Annotated in this window: 24 protein-coding genes and 1 other RNA gene; 14 read left to right on the top strand and 11 right to left on the bottom strand. The window is 54.7% G+C overall.

Translation table 11 applies throughout. The features are described from left to right. The first annotated feature begins 79 nt into the window (after nt 1–79). The 3 genes from ppiD to FCN45_RS04835 all read left to right on the top strand — a co-directional run bounded on the left by ppiD (nt 80) and on the right by FCN45_RS04835 (nt 2922). A complete protein-coding gene (ppiD, locus tag FCN45_RS04825) occupies nt 80–1948 on the top strand; it encodes a peptidylprolyl isomerase (protein WP_137385273.1) in 1869 nt (622 codons plus the stop codon). A 140-nt stretch (nt 1949–2088) separates the two neighbouring features. Continuing rightward, nucleotides 2089–2412 carry a helix-hairpin-helix domain-containing protein gene (locus tag FCN45_RS04830; protein ID WP_137385274.1) on the top strand — a complete coding sequence of 108 codons (324 nt, stop codon included), beginning with the start codon at nt 2089–2091 and terminating at the stop codon, nt 2410–2412. A 102-nt stretch (nt 2413–2514) separates the two neighbouring features. Next, entirely contained in the window at nt 2515–2922 is a 408-nt protein-coding gene (locus tag FCN45_RS04835; protein WP_137385275.1) for a thioesterase family protein, read from the top strand. 37 nt (nt 2923–2959) lie between these two features. On the opposite strand, the gene queC is transcribed toward FCN45_RS04835, so the two are convergent. Continuing rightward, the gene (gene queC, locus FCN45_RS04840) at nt 2960–3655 is read right to left on the bottom strand and encodes a 7-cyano-7-deazaguanine synthase QueC (protein ID WP_101762419.1); all 696 of its coding nucleotides are present in this window, start codon (nt 3653–3655) and stop codon (nt 2960–2962) included. Nucleotides 3656–3681: 26 nt separating this feature from the next. Then, nucleotides 3682–5397, bottom strand: a complete 1716-nt coding sequence (locus FCN45_RS04845; RefSeq protein WP_137385276.1) for an SgrR family transcriptional regulator — start codon at nt 5395–5397, stop codon at nt 3682–3684. Between the two features lie 93 nt (nt 5398–5490). Between FCN45_RS04845 and cof the strand changes: the two genes are divergently transcribed. Further along, on the top strand, nt 5491–6312 hold the full coding sequence (gene cof, locus FCN45_RS04850; RefSeq protein ID WP_137385277.1) for an HMP-PP phosphatase: 822 nt from the start codon (nt 5491–5493) through the stop codon (nt 6310–6312). 34 nt (nt 6313–6346) lie between these two features. On the opposite strand, the gene FCN45_RS04855 is transcribed toward cof, so the two are convergent. Beyond that, entirely contained in the window at nt 6347–7381 is a 1035-nt protein-coding gene (locus tag FCN45_RS04855) for a PLP-dependent cysteine synthase family protein (RefSeq protein WP_137385278.1), read from the bottom strand. 115 nt (nt 7382–7496) lie between these two features. Between FCN45_RS04855 and FCN45_RS04860 the strand changes: the two genes are divergently transcribed. From FCN45_RS04860 to amtB, 5 genes are all read left to right on the top strand, one after another. Continuing rightward, nucleotides 7497–7958, top strand: coding sequence for an Lrp/AsnC family transcriptional regulator (locus FCN45_RS04860; protein ID WP_137385279.1), 462 nt, complete (start codon nt 7497–7499; stop codon nt 7956–7958). A 23-nt stretch (nt 7959–7981) separates the two neighbouring features. Next, nucleotides 7982–9751: a SmdA family multidrug ABC transporter permease/ATP-binding protein gene (locus tag FCN45_RS04865; protein ID WP_137385280.1), complete on the top strand. Its 1770-nt coding sequence runs from the start codon at nt 7982–7984 to the stop codon at nt 9749–9751. After that, nucleotides 9744–11519: a SmdB family multidrug efflux ABC transporter permease/ATP-binding protein gene (locus tag FCN45_RS04870; RefSeq protein ID WP_137385281.1), complete on the top strand. Its 1776-nt coding sequence runs from the start codon at nt 9744–9746 to the stop codon at nt 11517–11519. The genes FCN45_RS04865 and FCN45_RS04870 overlap by 8 nt, the downstream gene beginning before the upstream one ends. Before the next feature lie 259 nt (nt 11520–11778). Then, nucleotides 11779–12117, top strand: a complete 339-nt coding sequence (gene glnK, locus FCN45_RS04875) for a P-II family nitrogen regulator (protein ID WP_007886947.1) — start codon at nt 11779–11781, stop codon at nt 12115–12117. Nucleotides 12118–12150: 33 nt separating this feature from the next. Continuing rightward, nucleotides 12151–13440 carry an ammonium transporter AmtB gene (gene amtB, locus FCN45_RS04880; protein ID WP_101762414.1) on the top strand — a complete coding sequence of 430 codons (1290 nt, stop codon included), beginning with the start codon at nt 12151–12153 and terminating at the stop codon, nt 13438–13440. A 72-nt stretch (nt 13441–13512) separates the two neighbouring features. Here the strand turns inward: amtB and tesB are convergent, their stop codons facing one another. After that, nucleotides 13513–14376: an acyl-CoA thioesterase II gene (gene tesB, locus FCN45_RS04885; protein WP_101762413.1), complete on the bottom strand. Its 864-nt coding sequence runs from the start codon at nt 14374–14376 to the stop codon at nt 13513–13515. A gap of 205 nt (nt 14377–14581) precedes the next feature. Here tesB and FCN45_RS04890 point away from each other — a divergent pair, with 205 nt between their 5' ends. Then, the gene (locus FCN45_RS04890; protein ID WP_110867736.1) at nt 14582–15139 is read left to right on the top strand and encodes a YbaY family lipoprotein; all 558 of its coding nucleotides are present in this window, start codon (nt 14582–14584) and stop codon (nt 15137–15139) included. 181 nt (nt 15140–15320) lie between these two features. Here FCN45_RS04890 and FCN45_RS04895 read toward each other — a convergent pair whose 3' ends face one another. Beyond that, nucleotides 15321–15632 (bottom strand): MGMT family protein, encoded by a 312-nt coding sequence (locus tag FCN45_RS04895; RefSeq protein ID WP_008103902.1) that lies wholly within the window; start codon nt 15630–15632, stop codon nt 15321–15323. A 177-nt stretch (nt 15633–15809) separates the two neighbouring features. Here FCN45_RS04895 and ffs point away from each other — a divergent pair. Further along, an RNA gene (gene ffs, locus FCN45_RS04900) (signal recognition particle sRNA small type) lies at nt 15810–15906 on the top strand. A 129-nt stretch (nt 15907–16035) separates the two neighbouring features. On the opposite strand, the gene FCN45_RS04905 is transcribed toward ffs, so the two are convergent. From FCN45_RS04905 to FCN45_RS04915, 3 genes are all read right to left on the bottom strand, one after another. Then, nucleotides 16036–16254, bottom strand: coding sequence for an HHA domain-containing protein (locus FCN45_RS04905; protein WP_007886938.1), 219 nt, complete (start codon nt 16252–16254; stop codon nt 16036–16038). A gap of 24 nt (nt 16255–16278) precedes the next feature. After that, nucleotides 16279–16656, bottom strand: a complete 378-nt coding sequence (tomB, locus tag FCN45_RS04910) for an Hha toxicity modulator TomB (protein ID WP_007886936.1) — start codon at nt 16654–16656, stop codon at nt 16279–16281. A 148-nt stretch (nt 16657–16804) separates the two neighbouring features. Continuing rightward, nucleotides 16805–17158 carry a hypothetical protein gene (locus FCN45_RS04915; RefSeq protein WP_137385282.1) on the bottom strand — a complete coding sequence of 118 codons (354 nt, stop codon included), beginning with the start codon at nt 17156–17158 and terminating at the stop codon, nt 16805–16807. Nucleotides 17159–17498: 340 nt separating this feature from the next. Between FCN45_RS04915 and FCN45_RS04920 the strand changes: the two genes are divergently transcribed. The 3 genes from FCN45_RS04920 to FCN45_RS04930 are packed head-to-tail and all read left to right on the top strand — an operon-like array spanning nt 17499 to nt 19892. Then, on the top strand, nt 17499–18155 hold the full coding sequence (locus FCN45_RS04920) for a metal ABC transporter ATP-binding protein (RefSeq protein ID WP_137385283.1): 657 nt from the start codon (nt 17499–17501) through the stop codon (nt 18153–18155). Beyond that, entirely contained in the window at nt 18152–18991 is an 840-nt protein-coding gene (locus FCN45_RS04925) for a metal ABC transporter permease (RefSeq protein WP_137385284.1), read from the top strand. The genes FCN45_RS04920 and FCN45_RS04925 overlap by 4 nt, the downstream gene beginning before the upstream one ends. 22 nt (nt 18992–19013) lie before the next feature. Next, a complete protein-coding gene (locus FCN45_RS04930; protein ID WP_110867733.1) occupies nt 19014–19892 on the top strand; it encodes a metal ABC transporter substrate-binding protein in 879 nt (292 codons plus the stop codon). Nucleotides 19893–19936: 44 nt separating this feature from the next. Here the strand turns inward: FCN45_RS04930 and ykgO are convergent, their stop codons facing one another. From ykgO to FCN45_RS04945, 3 genes are all read right to left on the bottom strand, one after another. Beyond that, on the bottom strand, nt 19937–20077 hold the full coding sequence (gene ykgO / locus FCN45_RS04935) for a type B 50S ribosomal protein L36 (RefSeq protein ID WP_137385285.1): 141 nt from the start codon (nt 20075–20077) through the stop codon (nt 19937–19939). A gap of 15 nt (nt 20078–20092) precedes the next feature. Further along, the gene (locus tag FCN45_RS04940; protein WP_101762406.1) at nt 20093–20350 is read right to left on the bottom strand and encodes a type B 50S ribosomal protein L31; all 258 of its coding nucleotides are present in this window, start codon (nt 20348–20350) and stop codon (nt 20093–20095) included. 149 nt (nt 20351–20499) lie between these two features. Then, nucleotides 20500–23649 carry an efflux RND transporter permease subunit gene (locus FCN45_RS04945; RefSeq protein WP_137385286.1) on the bottom strand — a complete coding sequence of 1050 codons (3150 nt, stop codon included), beginning with the start codon at nt 23647–23649 and terminating at the stop codon, nt 20500–20502. Between the last annotated feature and the right edge of the window lie 12 nt (nt 23650–23661).

Raw genomic sequence — 23661 nt, forward strand, 5'->3', positions numbered from 1 at the left:
CCAGCCTGAACAGCAGTTGCACGATGATGACATCGTGATAGAGCTTTACATTCACACTACAGCGGAGTGTTGTCATACCATGATGGACAATTTACGCGCGGCGTCGAATCATGTCGTGCTCAAGATTATTCTGGGATTGATCATCCTGTCTTTCGTACTCACCGGGGTGGGTAACTACCTGATCGGTGGCGGCGGTGATTATGCTGCCAAAGTTAACGGGCACGAGATCAGCCGTGCAGAGCTGGAGCAGGGTTATAACAACGAGCGCAATCGTCAGCAGCAGATGCTGGGCGATCAGTTCTCGCAGTTAGCCAGCAACGAAGGCTACATGCAGCAGATGCGCCAGCAGGCGCTGTCGCAGTTGATCGATCAGGCGTTACTTGATCAGTACATCAAAGATCTGCACATCGGCATCAGCGATGATCAGGTGAAACAGGCGATCTTCAATCAGAAAGCTTTCCAGACCAACGGTAAATTCGACAACGCCAAATACAGCGGCCTGATCACCAGCATGGGCTTCACTGCCGATCAGTATGCCGAAGCGCTGCGCAAGCAGCTGGCGACGCAGCAGCTGATTAACGCAATTGCTAACACCGATTTCATGTTAAAAGGCGAAACCAGCAAACTGGTGGATCTGGTGTCTCAGCAGCGTGAAGTGCGTCAGGCGGTGATTGATGTCAACGCGCTGGCGGCTAAGCAGACGGTCAGCGACGACGAAGTCAGCCAATATTACCAGCAGCATCAGAATAGCTTCATGGCGCCTGAACAGTTCCGCGTGAGCTACATCAAAATGGATGCCGCTAGCATGCAGGAAACGGCCAGCGAAGCGGACATTCAGAGCTGGTACGATCAACATAAAGCGGATTATTCACAGCCACAGCGTAATCGCTACAGCGTGATCCAGACCAGGACGGAAGCTGACGCTAATGCCGTGGTTGACGCGCTGAAGAAAGGCGAAGATTTCGCTGCGCTGGCAAAAAGCAAATCCATCGACCCAATCTCAGCCCGCAAAGGCGGTGACATGGGTTGGCTAGAGCCGAGCACTACGCCAGACGAGTTGAAAAACGCCAATCTGACGCAGAAAGGCCAGCTTTCCGGCGCTATCAAATCGTCGGTTGGCTTCCTGGTGGTGCGTCTGGATGATATCCAGCCGGAGCAGGTTAAGCCGCTGGCCGATGTTCATGACATCGTTGCCGATAAAGTAAAACAAGAGAAAGCGGTTGATGCCTTCTACAAAATTCAGCAGAAAGTCAGCGAAGCAGCCAGCAACGACAACGAATCGTTGGCGGGCGCCGCGCAGGCTTCCGGCTTGAAAGTGGTAGAAACCAATTGGATCACCCGCGATAACCTGCCAGACGAGTTGAATTTCGATCAGGTTAAACAAGCGATCTTCAACGGTGGTCTGGTAGGCCAGAATGGTGCGCCGGGTAACAACTCCGACATCATCTCTGTGGATGGCGATCGTGCCTTTGTACTGCGTATCAGCGAGCACAAACCGGAAGCGGTGAAGCCGCTGGATCAGGTAAAAGCACAGATCGTAGACTCGCTGAAGCATGATAAAGCGACGCAGCAGGCGAAAGCACAAGCAGATAAGCTGCTGGCCGATTTGAAAGCCGGTAAAGCGGATGCACTGAAGGCTGCAGGCCTGACGCTCAGCGCCAGCAAATCGTTCGATCGCAACGCGCAGGATCCTGTTGCTCAGTCGGCCTTCAATCTGCCACAACCTGCCGAAAATAAACCGTCGTGGGGCGTGAGCGAAGATATGCAGGGCAATGTGGTGCTGATCGCGCTGGATAAAGTCAGCGCGGGCAACATGCCGCAGGCGCAGATCGATGAGATGGTAAAAGGCGTAACGCAGAATAACGCGCAAATCGCCTTTGAAGCGCTGCTGGAAAACCTGCGTAAAGAGGCGAAGATTAAGTACGGCGCCGCAGCACAAAACCAGTAAGCCTCACAAAAAAAGTTAAATCACTGCAATACCCGAAAGGCCGCTTATGCGGCCTTTTCCATTTCTGAAATTGCCCTTTTGAGCGTTGAATTGTGCTGTGACACCCTGCTGTTGCTGTCAAACACAAGGAGAAACACAGCATGGTTAAATCAACGTTTCAAGCCCTATGCGTTACGCTGGCGCTGGGCGGCGCAGTTTATACCACCGGACTGGCGGCTGCCGAAAGTCCCAGTGAAACGCAGGCGACGCAAGTCTCCACGCCACAGGAAGGCCAGGTTAGCATCAATTCAGCCACCGCCGAACAACTGGCGGCTGGTATGAACGGTATCGGGCTGAAGAAGGCGCAGGCGATTGTCAGTTATCGCGAACAATACGGGCCCTTTACCGCCATTGAACAGCTCAAGGAGGTGCCGGGCATTGGTAGCGCCCTGATTGAGCGCAACAGCGCCCGGCTTAAACTGTGAAGCGTCTCGCGACTTTGAAGGATTGAAAAAGCCCGGATTCAGGCTGTGCTATGCTCAACAGGTCTTACCAGTTGTCATTCTCAGCCTGAACAAGGAGCAACAATGCAAACCACAATTAAAGTGCGCGGTTATCATCTGGATGTTTATCAGCACGTGAATAACGCGCGCTATCTGGAATTTCTGGAAGAGGCGCGCTGGCAGTGGCTGGAGGATGTCGATGCGTTTCATTGGCTGATGGAGCAGCAACTGGCGTTTGTGGTGGTGAATATCAACATCAACTATCGTCGTCCGGCGGTATTGGGCGACGTATTGAATATTGAAAGTGAAGTGTCACAGCTCAGCGGTAAAAGTGGCATCATTGCGCAGCGTGTCTTGCTGGCGAGTGATAATTCGGTGGTGGCCGATGCCGCGCTGACCTTTGTCTGTATCGATTTGCGTACGCAAAAAGCGGTGCCGATGGAAGGGGAGTTGCGCGAGCGTCTGGCGTCATTGATGGTCGAAAATGAATAACTGGCGCCGATGACGCCAGTTTACCCTGCGGCCTGAATCAGTTGAGGCCGCTTTTTTGTTTCATCGCTGCCATCACCGCCGGCGCGTTCGCCTGATAATCTGCCAGGCCACGGGCGCGTAAATGACAGGCCGCGCATTCGCCACAGCCATCACCTTTTACGCCGTTGTAGCAGGTAAGCGTTTCAGCGCGTACCAGCGGCAGTTGCTGCCAGTAATCGGCCAGCGCCCAGGTTTCCGCTTTATTCAGCCACATCAGCGGCGTCTCAAAACGAATATTGCGCGCCATGCCGAGGCTGACGGCGTTATTCAGTGCTTTAACAAACTCATCACGGCAATCCGGGTAGCCGGAGAAATCGGTTTCGCACACGCCGGTGATCACCGCTTCGGCTTCGACCTGATAGGCATAAATCGATGCCAGCGTCAGGAACAGGATATTGCGGCCCGGTACAAAGGTACTCGGCAAACCGCTGGCATTGGGATCATAGGTCGGCACCGGAATGTTGTCGCGCGTCAGGCTGCTGACGGCTAACTCGTTGAGCAGCGTAACGTCCAGCACTTTGTGCGCGCGCGCGCCCAGCTTGTGCGACAGCTCAGCCGCAACCTCGATCTCTTCACGATGGCGTTGGCCGTAATCAAAAGTAACGCAATGCACTTCATCATAGTGTTGCAGCGCCTGAATTAAACAGGTGGTGGAGTCTTGTCCGCCACTGAATACCACAACGGCTCGTTTCATTTTTTCTTCCCCAAAAATCAGTGCGCTTATGGTACTGGCTCGGACGCAGGCTGAACAGCGCTAGCTGTGGTTGGCGGCGGAATCCAGGCGCGGGTGAAATCAAACCATCCCAAACTATTAAGCTGGATGCCCTCCACGCCGGGCGGCGCAAAAACCTGATAGCGATAATTAAACAGCGGCAGTAAGTGGCCATCGCACATCAGCTGCTGAAACAGTTGCTGAGTCAATTCACTGCGCTGCAGTGCATCAGGTTGTTGGGCAATCGCGCTCAGTGGCGTTTGCAGAACCTGTTCGCGTAGCGGCTGCCAGACCGGATCGTTCTCCAGCCAGTTCACCAGCGTAAACAGCGGTGCATCGCCAATCAGTCGATCGCCCATCACTACATCGGCCTCACTGAGATCGCTATCGTCACGCCAGCTTTTTACGTCATGGAAGATGCAGGTGAGGGCGCAGCCGTGTTGCGCCAGCAGTGGAATTAACGCCTGTGCCATCACATGCAGTTCGACCGGCAAGTGGTAATGCAGCGTTAATGTGGGCGGCAGTGCAATCGTCTCTCTTTCGGCGCGCGGTACTGGCCAGCCAGGCAGCAGCTCATGGCTCGGTGTGATTAAACCCTCATCCAGCGGCAGTTGCTGAATCACACCGCTGCGCTGAATCAGGGCAATCAGCGATTGGGCCTGTTCGGCACTGAAGTTTGCCGAGATGCGTGGCGCCAGATAGCAAAATCCCAGGCTGATACTGCGATCAACCGGACGTAGCGAGCCAAGTTCGTCAGGATCGCCAATAGCGATTTGCACCGGATGGCTGCAACTGGTGCCGAGATCACGATCAAACAGCTGCGGTGTGATCCAGTATTCCATCCGCTGGATCAGCGGGCGCTGCAAATGCCAGCGCGCATGGCTCTCCAGACGCACCATCTCAGCGGTGAAATGCGTGAGTTTCCACGGCCCGCTACCGATATCGGTGAATTCAGGATGCGGTAACAGACAGAACTGGTGCGCCAGCCGCTGCGGCAGCCAGTAATCGCTTTCACGCAGTTGAATATGTATCGCTAGCGGATGCGGCGCTTCAATCTGTTCAATCGCCGCCAGCAGCCGCGAACCGCGTGGCGAATGCCTGATCTGTTGCAGTTGCTCAACCAACTGTGCCGCCTGCACCAGTTCATCGTTGTGCCAGCTGAGCTGTGGGCGCAGCCAGAAATACCAGTCACGGCCGCTGGCATCATGCTGCCAATGGTGAGCGAGATCGCCTTCAACATCGTTATCGCGAAAACGCGTTAACCCGGAGAAAACCTGGCGCGCCAGATGTTGCTCGGCGCGTCCGGTCAGCTGCAGCGGACGCAACGGCTCCATCGCGCGGTAGTAAGGAATGCGCAGCACCGGCGATTGCTTCTGCCACTGACCGCCCATCAGTGGTCGCAGCAATTTTACTAATCGCTCGGGATGCAGATCGAGCACCTGCAGCGCCTGTACCGCCTCGCCGGCGTCGAGTTGCTGCGTTAACAACTGCTGGCGCAGCTGTTCCGGCGACACCAGGAAAGTCAGCTCACCCTGTTTGCCACGCCCGGATTCACCGCGCCACTGCAGCCAGCTGGCATCCTGCCACTGACGCAGCAGCGTGCGCACATGGCGCTCGCTGCAAAAGCAGTGATGCGCCATCGCAGCGACGCTAAGGCGTTGCGTTTCGCCGTGGCTGAGTTGCCACAGGCGCTGAAATTGATTGACCCGATGAAGTTCACGCATAGTTAAACCCGGAACAGTTTTTAAAAAGTATTCACTATTAGTTCCGTAATTACCAGGCGATAGTAGCTGCCTCACTCAGACAGGAGAATTCGCATGGCTCGCCTCGCGGCATTTGATATGGACGGCACGCTGTTGCTGCCTTCGCACCGGTTAGGTAATGAAACGCTGGCAAGCCTGCATGCGTTGCATCAGCGCAGCGTCACGTTGGCGTTTGCCACCGGGCGTCATCTCATGGATATGCAGCGAGTACGCGAACAAATCACCTTGCCTGCGTGGCTGATTACCGGTAACGGCACGCGCATTCACGATTTGGAAGGCAACCAACTTTACGGCTGCGATTTATCGCCATCGGTGGCGGAAGAGGTGATCCATACGTATTGGCAAACGCCGGCCTCGATTCATGTTTTCAACGATGAGGGCTGGTTTACCGATAAGCCGCTGCTCGGCGCGCTGGAAGCGCATGCGATGAGTGGCTTCCATTATCAGCTGCGCGATTTGCGTCAGATGTCGGCGCATGAAGTCACGAAAATCTGTTTTATTGCGCCACATGAAATGTTGCAGGCGTTAAAAAGCGAATTGCAGGCCGCGTTGGGCGAGCGGGCCAACATTTGCTTCTCTGCGTGGGATTGTCTGGAAGTCTTGCCGGTCGATTGCCATAAAGGCGCGGCGTTGGGGCGTTTGTGCCAGCATCTTTCGCTGTCGCTGGCGGATTGTATGGCGTTTGGCGATGCCATGAACGATCGCGAAATGCTGGAACGTGTTGGCAGCGGTTTTATTATGGGCAACGCCATGCATCAACTGAAAGCGTCGTTGCCCCATTTACCGATTATCGGACATTGCGAGACACAGGCGGTGTCTCACTACCTTAATCACTGGATGACCACACCACACCTCGATTATTCCCCCGAATGCTGAGGCTTACAGTGAACCGGACAGGACGTCCGGTTTTTTATTGCAGCTCACGCACCCATGGCGCAATGTCGCCGATATTCTGCTTTACCCACTGCGCATTGTAATAGGTGTCGGGATAGCGCTCACCGCTGTCACACAGCAACGTCACCAGAGAACCCTGCTCGCCGTTTTCCCGCATGCGTTTTGCCACCTGCATCATGCCCCAGAAGTTGGTGCCGGTTGAAGCGCCAGGGCGACGTCCCAGCACCTTTTCCAGCTGCAGCATTGCGGCGATAGTCGCGCTATCCGGCACTTTCGTCATCTCGTCAATCACGTCGGGTAAAAACGACGGTTCCACGCGCGGACGACCAATGCCTTCAATCAGGCTGCCGCGTTCGCTGCGCAGCGTTTTGTCGCGGCTCTGCCAGTAATCAAAGAACACTGAATGCTGCGGATCGACCACCAGCAGGCGGGTGTCATGGCCCTGATAGCGGATATAGCGGCCCAGCGTTGCTGAGGTGCCGCCGGTACCGGCGCTCATGATCACCGTATGCGGCACCGGGAAGGGTTCGTGTGACATCTGGCGGAAAATGCTTTCGGCAATATTGTTGTTGCCGCGCCAGTCGGTGGCGCGCTCGGCATAGGTGAACTGGTCCATAAAGTGGCCGTTGAGTTCACGTGCTAAACGCTCGGATTCGCTGTACAGCTGGCAGGGATCGGCGACGAAATGGCACTCGCCACCGTAAAAACCAATCATCTCGATTTTGCGTTTCGCGGTGCTGGCGGGCATCACAGCGATAAAGGGCAAACCGAGCAAACGCGCGAAGTAAGCTTCCGATACTGCAGTACTGCCGGATGAGGCTTCAATGATCGGCGTATTTTCGTGGATCCAGCCATTCGCCAGGCCATAGAGAAACAGGGAACGCGCCAAACGATGTTTTAAGCTGCCGCTGGGATGGGTGCTTTCATCCTTAAGATAGAAGTGAATGCCAGGAAAATCATCCAACTTAAAGCGGATCAGATGCGTATCCGCGGAGCGCTGAAAATCGGCGTTAATTTCATTGATGGCGTGGCGAACCCAGGGCGTTTGCATGTGGCATTTCCGTAATCATTATTGCGCACAGTGTAAGGCACTGGCAGGAAAAAGAGGTTGCTTTAATCGCGGTATAATGGTGCGCTTAGAGAAAATTTTTCTCCGGGAGTGGCAAATGTTAGATAAAACTGACCGCGCTTTGCTGGCAATGCTGCAGCAGGATTGCACATTGTCGCTGCAGACATTGGCCGATGCGGTGAATCTCACCACCACGCCGTGCTGGAAACGCCTGAAAAAACTGGAAGATGATGGCATTATTCGTGCGCGCGTGGCGCTGGTGGACGGCGAAAAAATCGGTCTGTCGCTCACCGCTTTTATGTTTGTTAAAACTCAGCAGCACAGCAGCGAGTGGTTTAAGCAATTTGTCGCCGTGGTGCAGCAAATGCCGGAAGTGATGGCGTTTTACCGCATGGCGGGCGAGTACGATTATTTGCTGCGCATTCAGGTCGCGGACATGAAGAGTTACGACAGCTTTTATAAGCGCCTGGTGAACGGCGTGCCGGGACTGATAGATGTGACCTCCAGTTTTGCCATGGAAGAGATTAAATACACCACCGCCTTGCCGGTAGCGCCCTAACGGGCACAGAAAGAGACACGCTTGTGCAATTATTCAGCCAGTTAAGTTGGTATTTCCTGCGCGAGTGGCGGCGATATCTGGGCGCCGTCAGCTTGCTGATCGTTATTGCCTTACTGCAATTGCTGCCACCGCACGTGGTTGGCGTAATTGTCGACGGCGTCACCCAGCATAATTTAAGCGCCGGGCAGATCTTTATGTGGATCGGCGTGATGCTGGTGACGGCGGTGATTGTCTATCTGCTGCGCTACGTCTGGCGCGTGCTGCTGTTTGGCGCATCCTATCAATTAGCCGTTGAGCTACGTGAAGATTTTTATCGCCAGCTCAGCCGCCAGCATCCGGCATTTTATCTGCGCCATCGCACTGGCGATCTGATCGCCCGCGCCACCAATGATGTGGATCGCGTGGTGTTTGCCGCCGGTGAAGGCGTGCTGACGCTGGTGGATTCGCTGGTGATGGGATTGGTGGTGCTGATTGTGATGAGCACCCAAATTAGCTGGCAACTGACGTTACTGGCGCTGATCCCGATGCCAATTATGGCTTTCGCCATCCAGAAAGACGGTGCCCGCTTGCATCAACGTTTCAAAGTGGCGCAGGCGGCGTTTTCAAGCCTGAACGATCAAACCCAGGAAAGCCTGACCAGCATCCGTATGATCAAAGCATTTGGCCTCGAAGATCACCAGTCGCAGCAGTTTGCCGGCATCGCTGCTGATACCGGCAAGAAAAACCTGCATGTGGCGCGCGTGGATGCGCGATTCGATCCGATCATTTATATCGCCGTCGGCTTCTCTAACCTGCTGGCAATTGCCGGTGGCGGCTGGATGGTGTGGAACGGCAGTTTGACGCTTGGGCAGCTCACCAGCTTTGTGATGTACCTTGGTCTGATGATTTGGCCCATGCTGGCGCTGGCGTGGATGATCAACATCGTTGAGCGCGGCAGTGCGGCGTGGAGCCGTATCCGTTCATTGCTGGCGGAAGCGCCAGCGGTTGAAGATGGACAGAAAGTGCTACCGCCCGAACCTGGCATCCTGCAGGTTGCCATTCGAGAGTTCCGCTATCCGGCCAGCTCTGGCCCGGTGCTGAGCCATCTTAATTTCCAGTTAAAACCGGGCCAAATGCTAGGATTATGTGGGCCAACCGGCTGCGGCAAGAGCACGCTCCTAAGCTTGATTCAGCGCCACTTCGACATCGATCAGGGCGATATTCGTTACCACAATACGCCGCTGCCGCAGTTGCGGCTCGATAGCTGGCGCAGCCGGCTGGCGGTCGTCAGCCAGACGCCTTTCCTGTTCTCTGACACCATTGCCGCCAATCTGGCGCTGGGTCGCCCGAATGCGACGCAGCAAGAGCTGGAGCGTGTGGCAACCATGGCCTGCGTGCACGATGATATTCTGCGCCTGCCACAAGGTTATGAGACCGAAGTGGGCGAACGCGGCGTGATGTTATCGGGCGGACAGAAGCAGCGCATCGCGATTGCACGCGCGCTGCTGCTGAATGCCGAAATCCTGATTCTGGATGACGCGCTGTCGGCGGTTGATGGCCGCACTGAACATGACATCCTGCATAACCTGCGTCAGTGGGGCAAAGGGCGCACCTTGATTATTAGCGCGCATCGTCTGTCGGCGCTCACTGAAGCGAGTGAAATTCTGGTGCTGCAGCAGGGGGCCGTGGCGCAGCGTGGCGATCATGAAACTCTGGCGGGCAAAGAGGGGTGGTATCGCGATATGTACCGTTATCAGCAGCTGGAAGCCGCACTGGATGACGATGAAGTGGCAGAAGGAGCTAGCCGTGGCTAAATCACAACGTTTATGGCCGACGCTGAAACGACTGCTGGCGTATGGCAAACCGTGGCGTAAATCGCTGTGGCTGGCGGTCGGCATGCTGTGGATTGCGGCGGCAGCCGAAGTGACCGGACCGGTGCTGGTAAGCTACTTCATCGATAATCTGGTGGCGAAACATCAGATGCCGTGGGGCATCGTCGCGGGCCTGCTGGTGGGCTTTGTCCTGCTGCAATTGCTGGCCGCCGGTTTGCACTATTTTCAGGCGTTGCTGTTTAACCGCGCGGCGATTGGCGTGGTGCAGCAATTGCGCGTGGACGTGATGAACGCGGCGTTGCGCCAGCCGCTCAGCGCCTTCGATACGCAGCCGGTCGGCCAAATCATCTCGCGCGTCACCAATGACACCGAAGTGATCAAAGATCTCTACGTTACCGTGGTGGCCACAGTGTTGCGGGCTGCCGCGTTGATTGGCGCGATGCTGGTGGCGATGTTCTCCCTCGACTGGCGCATGGCGTTGGTAGCGATCGTGATTTTCCCGCTGGTGCTAACGGTGATGCTGATTTATCAGCGCTTTAGCACGCCGATTGCGCGTCGCGTGCGCAGCTATCTGGCGGACATCAACAACGGCTTCAATGAAGTGATCAACGGCATGAGCGTGATCCAGCAGTTCCGCCAGCAGGCGCGCTTTGGTGAACGCATGGGCGAAGCCAGCCGTTCACACTATCTGGCACGTATGGAAACGCTGCGGCTGGATGGCTTTTTGTTGCGCCCGTTGTTGAGTCTGTTTTCGGCGATGATTCTGTGCGGTTTGCTGATGCTGTTCAGCTTCGCCACGCCGGGCGTGTTTGAAGTCGGTGTGCTGTATGCCTTTATTACCTATCTTGGCCGCCTCAATGAACCGCTGATTGAACTCACCACGCAGCAGTCGATGCTGCAACAGGCGGTGGTGTCCGGCGAGCGTATCTTTGAACTGATGGATGCGGAGCAGCAAGGTTATGGCAGCGATAGTCTGCCGCTGGCCTCCGGCAGCATCTCGCTGCGGGATGTGAGCTTTGCCTATCGCGATAATCGCGATGTGCTCAGCCACATCAATCTCGAAGTGCCGGCGCGTCATTTTGTTGCGTTGGTGGGGCACACCGGCAGCGGGAAAAGCACGCTGGCGAATCTGCTGATGGGCTATTACCCGGTGACGCGCGGCAGTATCGAACTGGATGGTCGCCCGCTGCCGCAGCTGTCGCACGCCGCTTTACGTCAAAGCGTTGCGATGGTGCAACAGGATCCGGTGGTGCTGGCGGATTCGCTGCTGGCCAACGTGCGTTTGGGGCGCGATATCTCGGAAGATCAGGTGTGGCAGGCGCTGGAGACGGTGCAGCTGGCACCGCTGGCGCGCAGCATGGCGGACGGCATCCATACGCGTTTAGGCGAGCAGGGCAATAATCTGTCGGTTGGGCAGAAACAGCTGCTGGCGCTGGCGCGCGTGCTGGTGTCATTGCCGCAAATCCTGATCCTCGACGAAGCCACGGCCAATATCGATTCCGGCACGGAACAGGCGATTCAGCAGGCGTTACGTGCACTACGCCAGCACAGCACGCTGGTGGTGATTGCGCATCGCCTTTCCACCATTACCGAAGCCGATCAGATTTTAGTGCTGCATCGCGGTCAGGTGGTTGAACGCGGTACGCATGCTGAGCTGCTGGCCGAGCAGGGCCGTTACTGGCAGATGTATCAGCTGCAGCAGGCCGGCGATGAACTCGCGGCGGGCATCCCCGTACAAGCCGAAGGGTGAATTGCACCTTTTTTGCACAGTTTTATCGGAATGTTCTGTATTGATGCACTTCTTTGAGGCTTGAAGCACCAAAGAAGTGCAATATTGCAACACCTTTCCTCTTCCCCCTCCGCAAACTGCGCTGTGCTTCACATAACGAAGCGTGATGCAGCGCGCCTATGCTACTGACATTCCCCTTTTTTTATTTATGGCACAGCCTTTGCTTATATCCCTACGTGTCCGCGAAGACTCACTCAATTTCTTATCCGGAGGGGAACGTATGAAGCTGGTTACCGTGGTAATCAAACCATTTAAGCTGGAGGACGTGCGTGAAGCCTTATCCTCTATTGGCATTCAGGGACTGACCGTTACCGAGGTTAAAGGTTTTGGTCGCCAGAAAGGTCACGCAGAGCTTTATCGCGGTGCCGAGTACAGCGTTAACTTCCTGCCAAAAGTAAAAATTGATATCGCTATTGCGGACGACCAACTTGATGAAGTGGTCGATGTCATCAGCAAAGCCGCGTATACCGGCAAAATTGGCGACGGCAAGATTTTCGTCGCAGAACTGCAGCGCGTCATTCGTATTCGTACCGGCGAGACCGACGAAGCAGCACTGTAACTGGGGCTCTGAATTGTGATGGGATGGAAAGAAATGAATAAACTGATAACGAAGTTGGGCCTCACCAGCCTTGCGCTGTTACCTTCTCTGGCGATGGCGGCAGCCCCTGCAGTAGCGGATAAAGCCGATAACGCCTTTATGATGATCTGTACCGCCTTGGTACTGTTTATGTCGATTCCCGGCATTGCGCTGTTCTACGGCGGTTTGATTCGCGGCAAGAACGTGCTGTCGATGCTGACGCAGGTTGCGGTGACCTTCTCACTGGTTTGCGTGCTGTGGGTAATTTACGGCTACTCACTGGCGTTCAGTGAAGGCAACGCCTTCTTCGGTAGCTTCCAGTGGGCGATGCTGAAAAATATTGAGCTGAAAGCGCTGATGGGCAGCTTCTATCAGTACATTCACATCGCGTTCCAGGCTTCCTTCGCCTGTATCACCGTCGGCCTGATTGTTGGTGCGCTGGCTGAACGTATTCGCTTCTCTGCGGTATTGATCTTCGTGGTGGTATGGCTGACGCTGGCTTATCTGCCAATCGCACACATGGTATGGGCTGGTGGCTTGCTGGCGCAAGATGGCGCGCTCGACTTCGCGGGCGGCACCGTGGTTCACATCAACGCAGCGGTTGCTGGCCTGGTGGGCGCTTACCTGGTGGGCAAACGTGCTGGTTTCGGCAAAGAAGCCTTCAAACCACACAACCTGCCGATGGTGTTCCTCGGTACCGCGATTCTGTATGTGGGCTGGTTCGGCTTCAACGCTGGTTCTGCTTCCTCAGCTAACGAAATTGCCGCGCTGGCGTTCCTGAATACCGTGGTGGCTACCGCAGGTGCGGTGCTGTCGTGGGTGTTTGGCGAGTGGGCGGTACGCGGTAAACCTTCTCTGCTTGGCGCTTGCTCGGGCTTCATCGCTGGTCTGGTGGCGATTACCCCTGCTTGTGGTTATGTGGGTGTCGGCGGCGCGCTGATTATCGGTCTGGCGGGTGGTTTAGCCGGTCTGTGGGGCGTAACAACCCTGAAGAAATGGCTGCGCGTTGATGACCCATGTGATGTGTTCGGTGTGCACGGCGTGTGTGGCATCCTTGGTTGTATCCTGACCGGCGTGTTCGCGTCCTCTTCACTGGGCGGCGTAGGCTACGCAGAAGGCGTGACCATGGGCCATCAGGTTTGGATTCAGCTGTTCAGCGTGGGTGTGACCATCGTCTGGACTGCAGTTGTAGCCTTCATCGGCTTCAAACTGGCGGATATGATTGTTGGCCTGCGTGTTCCGGAAGATCAGGAACGTGAAGGTCTGGATGTAAACAGCCACGGCGAGAACGCTTACAACCAGTAACCGCCGGGCTAAAGAAGAGCAGTGCGCTAAAATTATAAAAAAACAGAGGGGCGATTTTATCGCCCCTTTTTTTTATGCGTCGCGTTGGCGCATCACGCCTTCCTGCACCGTGGTCGCCACCAGTCGGCCATCCTGGGTATAAAACTCACCCCGCACAAAACCGCGCGCGCCCGAGGCGGAAGTGCTCACCACGCTGTACAGCAGCCATTCAGACAAGTCGAACGGACGATGGAACCACATTGAGTGATCGATGGTTGCAACCTGCATATCGGCTTCGAGGAAGCCTTTACCGTGCGGCTGCAGCGCCACCGGCAGGAAGTTGAGATCCGAGGCATAGCCCAGCAGATATTGATGGATACGACGATCGGCCGGTAACTCGCCGTTGGCACGAATCCACACCTGACGCAGCGGCTCATCGACGTGGCCTTTCAGCGGGTTATGAATTTGCACCGGACGAATATCCAGCGGACGCTCGGCGAGGAATTTTTCTTTCAGCTTGAGTGGCAGATGCGCGGCCAGCTTCTTCGCCAAATCCTGTTCCGATGGTAGATTATCCGGGCCCGGCACCTGCGGCATTTCATTCTGATGCTCGAAGCCGCTTTCAGGTGCCTGGAACGAAGCCGTCATGTAGAAGATCGGCTGACCATTCTGTACCGCGCTAACGCGGCGTGCGCTGAAGCTTTTGCCGTCACGCAGCGTTTCGACATCATAAATGATGGCTTTTTGGCTATCGCCCGGACGTAGAAAGTAGCTGTGGAAGGAGTGAATGATGCGCTCTTCCGGCACCGTTTGTTTCGCGGCATACAGCGCCTGGCCGACTACCTGGCCACCAAACACCTGGCGCAAGCCCAGATCTTCGCTCTGACCACGAAACAGGCCTTCTTCCAGTTTTTCCAGATTTAATAAATTAAGCAGGTTGTGCAGTGCCTGGCTCATAGCGGATTCCTCAGCGTGACTCATCGCGTCAGTGTGAAAGATCCGACCAGTTTCCGTCAATGATTTTGCCGCGATTTCAGCGGGCTGGCGGAGGGTTTAGGCGCAATGCCGATATTTGTGCCAGAATTAAGGTCATTCGGCGGCTGAAAAGCTAAGCAATGAATTTACCGCCGACAATCATAGTGTTCATAAGGAGACGACATCGATGAAACTCTGGCAAGTTATTAGCGGTATGACCCTGGCTGCGGCGATTACCGGTTGTGCGGACCACAGCAAGCCGGTAGCCACACCCACACTCGGCTCAGCGGTAGCGGGGCAGCAGGCCGCGATTGCGCAGCCTAATGTCAGTGGTTCGGTGTATATCCGCCAGCGCATTGCGCTGCCGCCGGATTCTGTGCTGACCGTTACGCTATCAGATGCATCGCTGGCCGACGCGCCTTCAAAAGTGCTGTCGCAGCGCGTGGTGCGTACTGAAGGGAAACAGTCGCCGTTCCAGTTTGTCTTGCCGTTTAACCCGGCTGACATCCAGCCGAACGCGCGCATTCTGTTGAGTGCGGCGATTTCGATTGATGGCAAGCTGGCGTTTATCACCGATACGGTGAAACCGGTGATTAATCAGGGCGGAACAAAAGCCGAACTGCTGTTGGTGCCAGTGACCAACGTCGCGATGCAAACCCAGCCGGGAGCAGCAACAACAGTGCCTTCGACTTCACCTACGCAGGTGACGCCATCTGCTTCGGTGCCGGCACCGACAAGTCTGTAATTTCGATTGATGGGACGGGAGAGCGCCGGAAAGCATCGTTGTTCCGTAAAGTCGCTGTCTCGTCCCTGAACGCTCGTCACACGCCATCCATGGTGTGTGACGCTTTACTCCACAACGATGCTTTCCAGCGTGCGACGTTCAGTGCGATTGGCTGCAGGCTTGTGCGCGACATATCGCACCGCTAAATCTCCCACCGATATTTCTCTAACTCGATCTCCCCAGCATCGCTCACTTCAATCCCTTCCGCTTCCAGCGCATCGCGCTGACGAAACAAGTCGTCACCCTGTAATGAAATGCGGCCATGGCGATTGATAACGCGAAACCAGGGTAATTTACTGCCTTCCGGCAAACGGCGTAACACGCCACCCACCTGGCGTGCCGCACGCGGCGAACCCGCTAATTGCGCAACATCCCCGTAAGTAGTGACCTTTCCTGGCGGAATGGCCGCGATGATCTGCCAGACGCGCTCAGAGAAATTGTTTTGGTCGCTCATATGCGTACCTATTTTTATCTGGAAAGGGCAAACTTTAGCATGCAGAAGGGTAGACATCAGCGCATTGCTGTGTGCTTGTGCAAGAAACCAACGGTTGTCGGGCCTGCGCTTGCAATTGCCGGGGGCATACTTGATAATGCCTGCGCTCTCGAAATGAGGGCTTGTCAATGGGGGCCCTGTTGGTTCTCCCGCAATGCTAACTTGTGAACTCGGTCAGATCCGGAAGGAAGCAGCCGCAGCAGGCGACGCGTGTGCCGGGATGTAGCTGGCAGGGCCCCCACCAATTTGTACCCGCCTCATACTCCACAGAATTTTACGCACAGAGAAATCTGGCAATCCTTTGCCGGTGATTCAATCCTTGATCAAAACGATGATGGTGCAGATCGGCTGTTAGGGGAAAAACTTAGCGGACGAACTTCCAGACAGAAACCGGTACTTTATCGTAAAGCTTATTCATTGTCAGTTCAGCCAGACGATGATCGGCTGCCGAATAGAATACCGCGAGTTCATTATCAGGTAATTCATACTTGTTTTTTTCGATAACCCGTTCAAGGGTATCGATTGAGCGACAGCGGCGCAGTCGCATCAAATAATCTGTTTTAGTTAAGGCTTGGTTGCTCATAAATAAACCGGTCTCAGTCTGGTGCTAAAAGGAATGGCTAGGTTGTTGGAGATAAGCGCACTCTTCGGCAAACAGATTAAATAAGCGTTTTGCTGAACGCTGCCACCGTTGTAGATCCTGAGTATTGATTCCATAGCTGCTGAACAGCATAAAGGTATCGTCAAGATATTCATCGATTTGCGTAATCAGGGCTTCATCTTCAACGTGCTTAATTTTGTAATTCATCGTGAAAGAAGCGATATGCTCAATCAAATCGTTGAGCTGTAAATTGCTTTCCGAAGTAGGATCATTAACCCAACCATGATGGCTGTCGGTCAATGTCGCCATACTTTCGTCGAACAGGTTCTCACACAGGTATTTAAGCTGGGCAATATCATGCCGTTTCGGTGAGTATTCGTCCATCTTTTTCCCCCTCCATAGCTAGCACAGTTACCGCAGCGCGGCGAGATTAAGAAAAGCTACCAGGAAGCGATATCGAATAAAATTGAATTCAGCGACTCCTTAAATGTAATCCACAATCATTAGCTTTGCTCACCTCAATTACCAAATATTACAATTCATCGGCAGGAGAGGGGCGCTCATTGTCAATCACGTCAAACACCAGCGCGCCGGGCTTTACCTGAAACAACACTTCTTCACGACGCGTAAACGTTTCATTTAAATCCAGGCAAGGATTAAATAAATTCCAGCTGAAATCGTAAAGCATTTTAAATCGATTATTGTCGGTTGGTTGAATAGAAATAATCTGGAAGCTATCGGGAACTAATTGCGCGTTTTGAGAATACCACTGTAAATCACCGGCTAATGCCTCGGCTATTTTGAGAATATTCCCCTGGATAATTCTGACCAACTTTTCGCAATCGTCCTCATCCATAGCAATATCACAATGAATAATAGACGGCATTTTGTATCCAGTAAAAGAATGATGTTTCTATCATTGTGCTTATTGAGTGACATTGCAAGTCGCTAATAAACAGAAAGAGTAATCGTTGTGATGGGTTTCATAACACAATCATGGCGAAACGGCGAATTAGCGCGGCTATCTTCATGATCGATCAACTTTTGAAACACTTTTGCCTGGGCGCAATTGAGGATGAGTCGGGTATGATAATTGTTATGTTATAACATTATTGGTTGTTGAGTATGAATCACAGCGGTTTACTTCTTTCCCTTGGCGGCCGTTTGCTGGTTGCGCTGATGCTGATTGCCTTGCTAGCGCTGGCCTTATATTGGGGCATGCAGAAATGATGCATTTCAACCGCTTACAAGCCGGTTATCAAGGCCGTGCGGTGACGCCGGTCGTTAACGGTGAGCTGGCAACAGGCAGCATGACGGCGCTGATTGGCGCTAACGGCACCGGCAAATCGACATTATTAAAAACCATTGCCGGCTTACTACCGCCAATTTCCGGCAACTGCGAATTGCACATCCCACGCAAAGCGCTGGGCTGGTTACCGCAACGCAGTGAACTTGAAACCCGCTTTCCTCTTACTGCTTATGAACTGGTGGCGATGGGCTGCTGGCCACGCTGCGGCTGGTTTGGTGGTATCAATCGCGCCTTGCGCCTGGAAATCGATGCCGCGCTGGATGCGGTACAAATGCGTGAGTTCGCCGATGCGCAGCCATCGACGTTATCTGGCGGGCAACTGCAGCGCGTGCTGTTCGCGCGCTTAATGCTGCAGCGCAGCCAGCTCTGGCTGCTGGATGAACCCTTCAACGGCATTGATAGCCAAACCGTCACCTTGCTGATGTCGATTCTCGAACAGCAGCAGCAGGCGGGCACCACATTATTAGTCGTGCTACACGATCGTCCGCTGGTGGCGCGCTATTTTCAGGATGTGTTATCGCTCGATGACGCTGATGCCGCACAAACGCCAACGTTGCGTAGGGTGGCGTCGTGACATTACTCCAACCATTTATCGAATTTGGTTTTATGCGCCGTGCGCTGGTGGCCTGCGTTGCATTAGCGATCAGCGCCACGCCGCTGGGCGTTTTCCTTTCCCTGCGCCGCATGAGTCTGGTCGGCGATGCCTTATCACATGCTGTGTTACCCGGCGCGGCGATTGGTTATCTGGTATCGGGATTATCGCTGGTGGCGATGGGTATCGGCGGCCTGATTGCCGGGTTGGCGGTGGCGCTGCTCTCGGGAGCGGTCAGCCGTTATACGCATCTCAAAGAGGATGCCAGTTTTTCCGGCTTTTACCTCGGCTCTCTTGCACTCGGCGTCACACTGGTGTCGCTGCGCGGCTCCAGCGTCGATCTGCTGCACGTGTTATTTGGATCGCTGCTGGCGGTGGATAACGCGGCGATTCTGCTGGTCGGCGGCATTGCGGCTACGACCTTGCTGCTGCTGGCGGTGATCTTCCGTCCGCTGGTGATCGATGCCTTCGATCCCGATTTCCTGCGCGCTCAGGGCAAATGGAGCGCTCCGCTGGTGCACGGTCTGTTTCTGATGCTGGTGGTGCTCAATCTGGTGGCGGGCTTTCGGGTGCTGGGCACGCTGATGTCGGTGGGATTGATGATGTTGCCGGCCACCAGCGCACGCTTCTGGAGCCGCCATCTGGCTTACATGCTCGGCATCGCCATGCTGCTGGCGATCGTCTCAGCATTTATCGGCCTGATTCTTTCGTGGCATTTCTCGCTGCCGGCTGGACCGGCGGTGGTGCTCAGTGCTGCGGTGCTGTTTCTGCTTTCTGTTTTGACAGGACCATGTGGCGGCCTGTTGCGCCGTCGATAACCAAACCAATAAGGGGATAGGAATGAAAAAGTTACCGCTGAGTCTGGCGATTGGCGCCATGCTGGCAAGCCCGCTGTCGCTGGCGAAAAGCGTTGATGTTGTGGCGAGCTTTACCGTGCTGGCGGATATCGTTAAACAGGTTGGTGGCGATCACGTTAACGTGAAATCGCTGGTCGGGCCGAATGGCGACCCGCACACCTTCGAACCGACGCCGCAGGATAGCCAGGCGCTGTCGAAGGCGGATGTGGTATTCGTGAGCGGTTTGGGCATGGAAGGCTGGATGGATCGCCTAATCAGCGCGTCAGGCTATAAAGGCACCATCGTAGTGGCATCGAACGGTGTCAACACGCGCAAGATGGAAGAGGACGGCAAAAGTGTCACCGATCCGCACGCGTGGAACAGCATGCAAAACGGTGTGATCTACGCCACTAATGTGATGAATGCGCTGATCAAAGCCGATCCAGAAGATGCGGCGGATATTCGTAAAAGCGGTGAAAGTTACATTCAGCAGCTGCAGAAGCTGGATAGCTGGGCGAAAAATGCCTTTGCCGAAGTGCCGAAGAGCAAGCGTAAAGTGCTGACCAGCCATGATGCCTTTGGCTACTTTGGCCAACGCTATGGCGTCAGTTTCCTGGCGCCGGTGGGTTTCTCTACCGAAGCGGAAGCCAGCGCCAGCGACGTGGCCTCGATCATCCAACAACTGAAGGCCGAGCACATCAAAACCTACTTCATGGAGAATCAAACCGATCCGCGACTGGTAAAACAGATTGCCAGCGAAACCGGCGCGCAGCCGGGCGGGGAACTTTATCCTGAGGCGCTGTCGGAAGCGAATGGCCCAGCAGCGACCTATGTCGCCGCGTTCAAACACAATGTTGACGCCATTTTGCATAGCATGAAGTAAAAAAAAGGCCGGGGAGCATCCCGGCCAACTATCACGACACTTTTCTACCTTTTTTTCTTTCTTCCCTGAACCGCCTTAAAGCGCGGGTTAGTTTTGCAAATCACATAGATGCGACCATTACGACGCACGACTTTGCAATCCTTATGGCGCGTCTTTGCAGAGCGCAATGAACTCAATACCTGCATCTGTTCTCTCCAGCGTTACTTGTTGCGCGACAGGAAGCTGCCGAAACGCTGGTTGAAGCGCGCGGTGCTGCCTTCTTTAGCAAAGTCTTTCTGCTTGCCGGTGTAGAACACGTGGGATTTTGACGAGACATCCAGCGTGACATACGGCAGCACTTCACCTTCATACTCAATGGTGCGCTCGGTTTTGATGGTGGAGCCGACTTTAAAGTATTCGTTGGCCGAGGTGTCGTGGAACACCACTGGGCGATAAAGAGGATGGATATTCGGTTTCATAGTAACCTCGCTATGTAATGTTATACTATAACAATAGTATGAGCCCGAACATGGCTGATTGCAACCGTGAAAAACGCAGGGATTTTGGTGGGGCAGGGAAACAGCAATAAAAAAGGCCGCATCAGCGGCCTTTTAGGGAAGAGTAAAACTTAGTGTTTGTGCTCAACCGGATGACCGTGTTCCAGGTCACCTTTGTTCTTACTGAAGCGGCGACGTACCACCACGAAGAACACTGGAACGAAGAAGATAGCCAGCGCGGTCGCTGTTACCATCCCGCCCATTACGCCGGTACCTACCGCGTTCTGTGCGCCAGAACCCGCACCGGTGCTGATCGCCAGCGGCATTACGCCGAGGATAAAGGCGAGTGAGGTCATCAGAATCGGACGCAGACGCATACGGGATGCTTCCAGCGTGGATTCCACCAACCCTTTACCTTCCTTCTCCATCAAATCCTTGGCGAATTCGACAATCAGGATGGCGTTCTTCGCCGACAATCCTATGGTCGTCAACAAGCCCACCACAAAGTAGACGTCGTTACTTAGGCCACGCAGCGTGGTGAAGATCAGTGCGCCGACAACACCCAGCGGTACCACCAACATGACCGAGAACGGAATCGACCAGCTCTCATACAGCGCGGCCAGACACAGGAACACCACAATCAGTGAGATAGCATACAGCGCCGGAGCTTGGTTTCCTGACAAGCGTTCCTGATAGGACATGCCGGTCCAGTCGTAACCGATACCCGCCGGCAGTTTTCCTGCCAACTCTTCCATCAGGTTCATGGCATCACCGGAGCTCTTGCCTGGCGCAGCCTGGCCCAGAATCTCCATCGATGGCAAGCCGTTGTAACGTTCCAGACGCGGTGAACCGTACTGCCACTTCGCCGAAGAGAAGGCGGAGAACGGTACCATGGTGCCGCCGCTGTTGCGCACGTACCATTTACTGATATCGTCCGGCAACATACGTGAATCGGCCTTGCCCATAACGTACACCTTCTTCACGCGACCGCGGTCGATGAAGTCGTTGACGTAAGAACCGCCCCATGCTGAAGCCAGCGTGGTATTGATGTCAGACAGCGACACACCCAGCGCCTGCGCTTTCTCTTGGTCGATGATCAGTTTGTACTGCGGCGTATCTTCCATGCCGTTTGGACGCACACCTACCAGCGTATCCGAATGCTGGGCGATCATGCCAAACAGCTGGTTACGCGCGGCGGTCAGCTTCTCGTGACCCAGGTTACCCTGATCGGTCAGCATGAAGTCGAAGCCGGTGGCGTTACCCAGTTCGATAATTGCTGGCAGGTTGAACGGGAACACCATCGCATCTTTGATTTGACCGAGCGCCTGCATGGCACGACCGGCAATCGCAGGCACTTTCAGGTTGGCATCGCCACGCTCATCCCACGGCTTGAGGCTGACGAACGCAATACCGGTGTTCTGTCCACGACCGGCGAAGCCGAAGCCGTTAACGGTAAACACGGAATTAACGCTGTCTTTCTCTTTGGTCAGGAAGTAATCCGTCACCTGATCCAATACTTTCTGGGTACGTTCCTGGGTAGCACCGGCTGGCAATTGCGCCTGCGCCAGTAACAAACCCTGATCCTCTTCCGGCAGGAATGAGGTAGGCAGTTTCAGGAACAGGTACGCCATGCCGACCACGATCACCAGATAAATCAGCAGGTAACGGCCGGTGCTGCGAATGATATGACCGACACTATCAACGTAGTGGTTGGTGCTCTTATCAAACAGGCGGTTAAACCAGCCGAAGAAACCGGTGGTTTTGCCGTGAGCGCCTTTCTCCACTGGCTTCAGCATGGTGGCACAAAGCGCAGGCGTCAGGATCAACGCCACCAGCACCGACAGCGCCATCGCCGAAACGATGGTGATGGAGAACTGGCGATAAATGACGCCGGTTGAACCACCGAAGAACGCCATTGGAATAAATACCGCTGACAGCACCAAGGCAATACCGACCAATGCGCCCTGAATCTGCTCCATCGAACGTTTGGTCGCTTCTTTCGGCGGTAAGCCTTCTTCCGCCATTACACGTTCGACGTTCTCTACCACCACGATGGCGTCGTCCACCAGCAGGCCAATGGCGAGCACCATCCCGAACATCGTCAGGGTGTTTATCGAGTAGCCAAAGGCACTGATGATCGCAAAGGTTCCGAGCAACACAACAGGAACGGCGATGGTTGGAATCAGCGTCGCACGGAAGTTCTGCAGGAACAGATACATCACCAGGAACACCAGCACGATTGCTTCGAACAGCGTTTTCACCACTTCGAAAATCGAAATTTTCACGAACGGTGTGGTGTCGTACGGATAAACCGTTTTCATGCCTGCCGGGAAGAACGGCTCCAGTTTCGCCAGTTCTGCTTTCACCGCATCGGCGGTGTCCAGTGCGTTAGCGCCGGTGGCCAGTTTGATACCGATACCGGAAGCCGGTTTGCCGTTATAACGCGCGATGATCTCGTAGTTTTCACCACCAAGTTCAATCTTCGCCACGTCACGCAGACGTACCTGCGAACCATCCTGATTCACCTTCAGCAGAATATTGCCGAACTCATCTGTCGATGTCAGACGGGTTTGCGCAATGATCGAGGCATTCAGCTGTTGGCCTGGTACAGGTGGCGTACCGCCCAACTGACCCGCGGCGATCTGGGTGTTCTGGATTTTCAGCGCGTTGATCACATCCACTGGTGTCAGTGAATAGTTGTTCAGCTTGTGTGGGTCCAGCCAGATGCGCATCGCATACTGCGCACCAAACACCTGAGTATCACCGACACCCGGCATACGGCTGACCGGATCTTTGATGTTTGAAGCAACATAGTCAGAAATATCATTCTGCGTCATGGTGCCATCATCACTGACAAAACCCGCCACCATCAGGAAGCTGCTAGAGGATTTCTTAACCTGAATACCCTGTTGCTGTACTTCCTGTGGCAGTAACGGCGTGGCCAGCTGCAGTTTGTTCTGCACCTGAACCTGCGCGATATCGGCATCAGTACCGGATTGGAAGGTCAGCGTCAGCGTCAATGTACCCGACGAGTCACTGCTCGAGGACATATACATCAGTCCATCGATACCGTTCATGTTTTGCTCGATGACCTGCGTCACCGAATCTTGCAGCGTTTTCGCATCAGCACCCGGATAGGTGGCCTGGATTTCAACCGCCGGCGGTGCAACATTGGGATATTGCTCAATCGGCAGGCTGATAATCGATAGCACACCGGCCAACATGATGATGATGGCGAGCACCCACGCAAAAATGGGGCGATCAATAAAGAACTTAGCCATGTATCAGTGGCT

Source organism: Pantoea sp. SO10 (assembly GCF_005281435.1).
GTDB lineage: Bacteria > Pseudomonadota > Gammaproteobacteria > Enterobacterales > Enterobacteriaceae > Pantoea > Pantoea leporis.